Source organism: Actinosynnema sp. (assembly GCF_052038725.1).
Genome location: NZ_JBQGCX010000421.1, coordinates 1 through 5943, shown reverse-complemented (window position 1 = coordinate 5943; position 5943 = coordinate 1). Strand labels below are relative to the sequence as shown.

General features: G+C 74.0%; 8 protein-coding genes and 1 pseudogene. 2 read left to right on the top strand and 7 right to left on the bottom strand.

The features are described from left to right. The 4 genes from ACTUAL_RS08560 to ACTUAL_RS08545 all read right to left on the bottom strand — a co-directional run. Positions 1 to 985: YbaB/EbfC family nucleoid-associated protein (locus tag ACTUAL_RS08560; RefSeq protein WP_440899870.1), on the bottom strand; the 985-nt coding region annotated here is incomplete at its 3' end. After that, complete coding sequence (locus ACTUAL_RS08555) at positions 982 to 1356, bottom strand: hypothetical protein (protein ID WP_096497003.1); 375 nt, start codon at positions 1354 to 1356, stop codon at positions 982 to 984. The genes ACTUAL_RS08555 and ACTUAL_RS08560, both read right to left, overlap by 4 nt. A 4-nt stretch (positions 1357 to 1360) precedes the next feature. Continuing rightward, positions 1361 to 2536 (bottom strand): C40 family peptidase, encoded by a 1176-nt coding sequence (locus ACTUAL_RS08550; RefSeq protein WP_440899869.1) that lies wholly within the window; start codon positions 2534 to 2536, stop codon positions 1361 to 1363. A gap of 5 nt (positions 2537 to 2541) precedes the next feature. Further along, positions 2542 to 2865, bottom strand: coding sequence for a hypothetical protein (locus tag ACTUAL_RS08545; protein WP_096497001.1), 324 nt, complete (start codon positions 2863 to 2865; stop codon positions 2542 to 2544). Between the two features lie 247 nt (positions 2866 to 3112). On the opposite strand from ACTUAL_RS08545, the gene ACTUAL_RS08540 reads away from it, so the two are divergent. Then, on the top strand, positions 3113 to 3538 hold the full coding sequence (locus tag ACTUAL_RS08540; RefSeq protein WP_096497000.1) for a hypothetical protein: 426 nt from the start codon (positions 3113 to 3115) through the stop codon (positions 3536 to 3538). 370 nt (positions 3539 to 3908) lie between these two features. Next, positions 3909 to 4136 (top strand): annotated as a pseudogene (locus tag ACTUAL_RS08535) (tetratricopeptide repeat protein); the annotation flags it as partial. Positions 4137 to 4273: 137 nt separating this feature from the next. Here ACTUAL_RS08535 and ACTUAL_RS08530 read toward each other — a convergent pair. The 3 genes from ACTUAL_RS08530 to ACTUAL_RS08520 form a co-directional block, all read right to left on the bottom strand. Then, positions 4274 to 4930, bottom strand: a complete 657-nt coding sequence (locus ACTUAL_RS08530) for a DUF1707 SHOCT-like domain-containing protein (protein ID WP_440899868.1) — start codon at positions 4928 to 4930, stop codon at positions 4274 to 4276. A gap of 46 nt (positions 4931 to 4976) precedes the next feature. After that, a complete protein-coding gene (locus tag ACTUAL_RS08525; RefSeq protein ID WP_440899867.1) occupies positions 4977 to 5150 on the bottom strand; it encodes a DUF397 domain-containing protein in 174 nt (57 codons plus the stop codon). A gap of 13 nt (positions 5151 to 5163) precedes the next feature. Continuing rightward, positions 5164 to 5943: helix-turn-helix domain-containing protein (locus ACTUAL_RS08520; RefSeq protein ID WP_440899866.1), on the bottom strand; the 780-nt coding region annotated here is incomplete at its 5' end.

The window sequence follows — 5943 nt, the reverse complement described above, 5'->3', positions numbered from 1 at the left end:
CCAGTCCGGGCGCGGGTTCGGGCTCGTCGTCCTGCACCTGCTCGGCCCGCTCGGCGCGCTCCTGGTCGGCCCGTTCCTGCTCGGCGCGTTCCTGCTCGGCCCGCTCGCGCTCCTGCTGCCGCTCCCGTTCGAGGGCGCGCTCGCGCTCCAGCTGCCTGGCCCGGACCTGCTCCCGCTCGCGCTCCTGCGCCAGCTCCCGCTCGCGCTCCAGCTCCTCGGCGCGTGCCCGCTCGGCCTCCTCCTGGGCGGCCTTGTCCTGCTCGGCCTGCTCCAGCTCCCTGGCCTCCCTGGCGCGCTGCCGCTCGCGCTCCTCGGCCCGCGCGCGGTCCCGCTCCTGGGTCTCCCGCCACGTCGGCACCCGCTCGGCCTGCTTGCCCGCCCAGCTCTGCCCCGGCGCGGAGCGCGCGGACGGCCACCCGGACCGCGACTGGGGCTCGGCCTGCCGCCACCCGCGCACGTCCTCGCGGCCCGACCCCCGACGCGGGGTGTCCGGCTCCTCGCCCTCTTCCTGCCACTGGGAGGGGTCCATGACTCCCTGTTCCTCCGACTTCGCGGCCGACCACCCGCCAGTGTGCCCGGCCCCGCGCGATCCGGCACCGGTCCTAAGACCCGCGCCCGAAGCGCCGACCCCACCGCCACCCGGCCCGCCACCCGGCCCGGCGACGGCCTGCGGTCCCTGCGGCTGCGGCGGCGGCCCGACCACGGCCTCCACCGCCGAGGCCACCGAGTCGCCCATCGACTTCGCCAGCTCGTTGTACCCGGTCTGCACGGCCGCGTCGGTGGCGAGCCTCGCGGTCTCGGCGACCAGCGCCCCGAGCTCCCGCGCCCCGCGCTCCAGCGCGGCGGGCTGGATCTTCAAATCGCGCAGCACCCCGTTGGCCGTCGCGGTCACCCTGACTAGGCCGTTCGGGTGGGTGGCGGTGCCGGTCGCGCCCGCGAGCACCGAGGTGAGCCGGTCGGCCGCGACCAGTCGCTGCTCGTTCACCGCGTTCCCCTCAGGTAGCTCCCGTCACCGAAGTCCTCGTCGTCGCGCCGGTCGGCGACCGGTATGCCCGCCTCGACCAGCCCGCCCGGCTCGGCGACCCCGGCCAGCGCGCGCTCGGCCACCGCGCCCGCGGCGGCGGCGGCGCGCTCCGCCACCCGCAGGATCTCGGCCGCCAGCCCGTCCGCCCCCATGCTCAGCGCCGCGCGGCTGATCCGCACCTCAAGGGGCGGACCGCCGGGTGCGGTGACCACCTCGACCGCGCCGTCGGGGGACGACGCGCGACCGACCAGCGGCCCGGTCCTGGCCAGCTGGTCGGTGATCGCCCGCTCCGCGTCGGCGACCCGCCGGGCCACCCGCTCGACCTCGTCCACGCACTCAGCCCGTCGGTCGGTAGAACCCGTAGAACGCCATGCCGATGTTGTCGGTGCGGATGGCCCCCACCTGAACCGGATCGCCCGCTTCCACCATCTGCCCGTTGCCGATCACCATCGCGACGTGCCCGTCCCACACCACCAGGTCGCCGGGCAGCAGCTGCCCGGCGGGGACGGACGCGCCGACCGTCTGCGACTGGGCGAGCCGGGGGATGTCCAGGCCCGCGCCCGCGTACGCCCACTTGGTCAACCCGCTGCAGTCCGTGCCCTGGGGAGGGTTCTGACCTCCCCAGACGTACGGGGTGCCGAGCGCGGACAGCGCGTTGCGGACCGCCTGCGCGGCGATCTCGTTGGGGGCCTCGGCGGAGCTGCCGTCGGGCAGGTTGACGCCCACCCCGGTGCCCGGCTGGGGCGGGATCGCGACCGGCAGCCGGGGTCCGACGCCACCGCCACCCCCTCCTCCGCCGCCACCGCTGTGGCCACCGCCACCCCCGCCACCGCCGCCGCTCCCGCCCCCGCCGCCGCTGTCGGACGGTCCGGAGTAGGCGGAGGGCTCGCGCTTGCCCGCGCCGTCCTGCGCGCTCGCGGCCGTGGTCGTCCCGCCGTTCTCCGCGCCGATGCCGTCGCCGACGCCGCCGAAGTCGGCGGGCTGGAGCGCGGCGAGCCGGTCGGCGACGGCCTTCAGCTCGTCCCTGAGCCGGTCCATCTCCTTCGCCGAGCGCCCCTGGTACTCCACGCCGCGCGCGGTCACCGCGGCCGTGATGCCGAGCACCGCGCCCTGCGCGCCGATCTTGTCCAGCGCGGCTGCGGTCGACAGCTTCGGGGTCGCCCAGTCGGTGAACTCGTCGATCAGGCGCTGCACGGAGGTGCGCCCGGACTCCACGGTGGACACGGCGGCGCCCGCGGCGTCCCGCGCGGCGGCGGCGTTGCGCGCGAGCAGGTCGACACCGCCGTCGAACTTGGCCACGCGGTCCTGGAAGACACCCGCCTTCTCGCCGTACCAGGTGCCGAGCACCTCGCGCGCCGCGCCGGAGTGCTTGCCGCCGATCTCCTCGAACGAGGAGGCGGCCCTGCCGAGCGAGTCGGCCGCGCGCGAGGCGCCGCCGGTGTCGCCCTGCAGCTTGGCCAGGTCGTCCTTCATCGGCTGGATGAGGGCCCCGATCAGCCCGGAGACGTCCACGGCGGTCAGACCCGGTAGGCGTCGTTCAGGGCGGCGCTGTTCCGCGTCTCCTGCTCGGCGTAGTCGGTGGCGGTGTCGCGGACGGCGGTGGCGAGCGCGTCGAGGGCCTTCGCGGCGCCCGAGGCCCCGTCGAGCTGCTGCCGGGCGGCCCGCTGGAACGCGGCGGCCAGACCGACCTCCTCGCCCAGCTTCGAGAAGCTGTCGGCGGCCAGCGAGTCCACCCCGGACAGCGTCCCGGAGCCGACCTCGGCCACCTCGCCCGCGAGCCCGGAGGCCGTCGTCCCGTACCCGCCGAGCGCCGCCGTGTCGACGCCGAACCCCTGTTCCACCCTGCCCCCTCGTGCCCGCTCGAAATCACCCTGATAGTGCCCGACAGCGCCTGACCGCGATGGTCTTTCGACGCAGATCGCACCCAGGGGCGCGGCGCTCCCGCGCGCCACCGCGAGGCGGTCCGACGAGCCGGGGGACGCGCGGCGGCGCCGGGTCGGCGCCTGCCGAGGGCCACTCGCATTTTTACACCCGGTTGACGCGGCCGGGGACCCCCGGGAGCGCTCTCGGGCGCGGCGGCGCCCGTGCGTGACGGCGGTGTCGCACCCCGTGCCGACCGGCCCCGCTCACCCGTTCGACGCCCTCGGGTTCGGCCGCCCGGACCGGGGGTACTCGCCCGGCATGACCACCTACACCTACCGGGCGCCGGTCGACCTGCCCGCGCAGCGGCTGTTCGAGTTCGTCGCCCGCCCGGAGAACCTGACCGAGCACCTGCCGGGCATCGAACCCACCGGGGTGCGGGTGGACGAGTCGGTCCGGAGGGTCACCTGGGACGGCGGCGAGGCCGTGGTCACCGAGGACGGCGCGGGGTGCAGCCGGATCGAGGTCCGCCTGGAGGCCGAGCAGACCCCCGAGCGCCAGCGCGAGCTCCAGGAGGCGGTCGCCGCCCTGTCCCACCTGGCCGCCGCCGAGGTCGACAGCCAGGCCGCACGATCGGGTGATGGTTGGTACTAGGGCCGTCGACCCCGGCAGACCGGAGAACCACTCGCCTGGCTGCGGATCTGCGGCCAAGTTCTCTTTTCCTCGAACGCGCGGAAAACCTCTCTCCGGCTGACCCGGTCGGGTTGGTGGCCGTGTCAGCCGCTGGTGCGAGCACGGTGGTCACCGTCAACGCCGACGCTCGCTGGGCTGTTCGCCGGTCGTCGCGCTTCTGCGGTGCGCCCTGGAACGCGCGAGGTGCGCGAACCTGCTGGCCCAGCCTTCCGGGAGTGGTCGTCCGGCATCCGCACCGCCCCTGGCGGGCGGGTCCGCCGGCTGCCCCGCCGCGACGCGTTCGAGGCCGTCTGGGCGCGCGCCGTCGACCACGGCGAGCACCGGCCGGGGCGTGCGGCCGGACTGGGTGACCGGGTCCGCCGCGCGCGGCATCGGCCCGGTGCTGACCGACCGGGAGGACCACGCGGGCGCGCGCGGGCACTTCGCCGAGGCGCTGGAGGTGTTCACCGGTGCTGGCGAGCGGCGCGGCGCGGGCATGGCCCTGCTCAGCCTCGGCCGGTGCGCGGCGGGCCTCGGCGAGTTCGCCGAGGCGGTGGCGCGCGGAACCGAGGCCGTCCGGGTCTTCGAGGAGCCGGCCGACACCTGGACCGCGGCCCGTGGCCGCCTCGCGCTGGGCCGCAGCCTGATCGCGGCCGGATGTCCGGGGGGAGGCCGCCGGGCTCAGGGCGCGGCTCGGCTGAGCCGCGCCCGCCGGGATCAGTCCGTCAGCTCGCCCCGGTCGCCGCGCTTGAGCTTCGGGCGCTTCGGGCGCCGCACCTCCACGCCGCCCATGATCGCCAAGCCGGTGATGCGCACCACCGGACCACCGGGGATCGTCTCCGTGCGGTGGGTCTTGTCGTCGAAGCCGCCCATGATGCCCGTGCCGTCCACCTGCACGGTCACCTCCTCGGGCACGTAGATCACGATGCCGCCCCAGAAGCAGCTCGCGCTGATCGTGGTGTGCTGCTGCGCGAACCGCGCCCGGCTCAGGTCGATCTCGATGCCGCCCATGACCGCGATCGCCGTGTGCGTCGGCGGCACGACCCAGTCGCCCTTGCGCTCGACGCCCGACCAGAACGCGAACGAGGTCGACGGGCCCTGCATCGCCGACGGGTCGACCCGGTTCGCCAGCGACCGCTGCTGCTGGAGCTGCTGCCCGGACACCTCGCCGAACGGCAGCACGCCGAGGTCGGAGGTCAGCGGCACCAGCTCGCCGTACGTCTTCGCCGCGTACACCGAGGCCAGGCGCTCGTCCAGCTCGCCCAGGTCGATGCGACCCTCGCCGTGCGCCTTCTGCAGGACCTGTGCCACGCGCTCGCGGTCGGCGTCGGAGGCGCGCATCTGACGGGGGTCCGGGACCAGCTCGTCGCTCACGGTGGTCAGTCTAGGAGCGGGAGGGGGTGCGGTACCCCCTGGTCGGTCACGATTCCAGGGTTGATTTCAGGGTTTGCCCCCATGCCGCTGCGGAGAAGCGCAGCACTGGGCCGTTCGGGTTCTTGGAGTCCCGGACCAGTACTCCGTCCGGGGTGCGGGCAACTTCGACGCAGTTGGCTGCGGCGTTGCTGCGACTGGACTTGCGCCACTTCGAGTTCACGGTCGTGCTCCTGTCAGATCAACTTGCCCGCGTACCCGGCAATCAGCGCCACCGAGGCGTCAGGTGCCAGCGCCAGTGCAACAAGCTCTTTCCAGGCAAGCTTAGCGCTGATCAGGTGCACGTCCTCTTCGAGGAAACTGCTGATGTTCCGGCTTTCGGTGTAGACCAGTCCGGGTTGGTCGGTGAACTCCAAGCGCATGAAGGACCCGCTGAGACCGGGGTGCATTCCGCCGTCCAAGGGGACTACCTGGATCGTCACCTTGCGCCTGCTGCCCATGGCCGCGAGGTGCTGTAGCTGCGCGTGCATCATCACCGGATCGCCGAAGGAGCGCATCAGCACGTTCTCGTCCAGCAGCAGGGGCACAACGGTGCGACCGATGATTGCTTGTCTGCTCAGTCGCGCGGCCACCAGAGTTTCCAAGTCGTGGTCCGGGATCTTGTCGCCGAGCCCTTTCAGGATCGCGCGTGCGTACTCGGCCGTCTGCGCCAGTCCCGGCACCAGCATGGTCTCGTAGTTGTAGAGCGCCGATGCCTGCTGTTCGAGCGCGATCAGGTCCCGCCAGTGCCCCGGTACCGCGCTGACCGTGTGCCAGTTCCGGGCTTCGCCCGCGTTGACGAGGTCGATCAGCTCTTCCCGCAACTTCTGCGGTGCTTGCAGGAAGCCCAGGATCGCCGCCACGTCGTAGGCGTACAACCCGCGCTTGCCCGTCTCCATCCGGCTGATCTTGCTCTCCGACGCCCCGATCGCCTGCGCCACGTCCGCGCAGGTCAGTCCCCGTTCGATCCGCAGCGC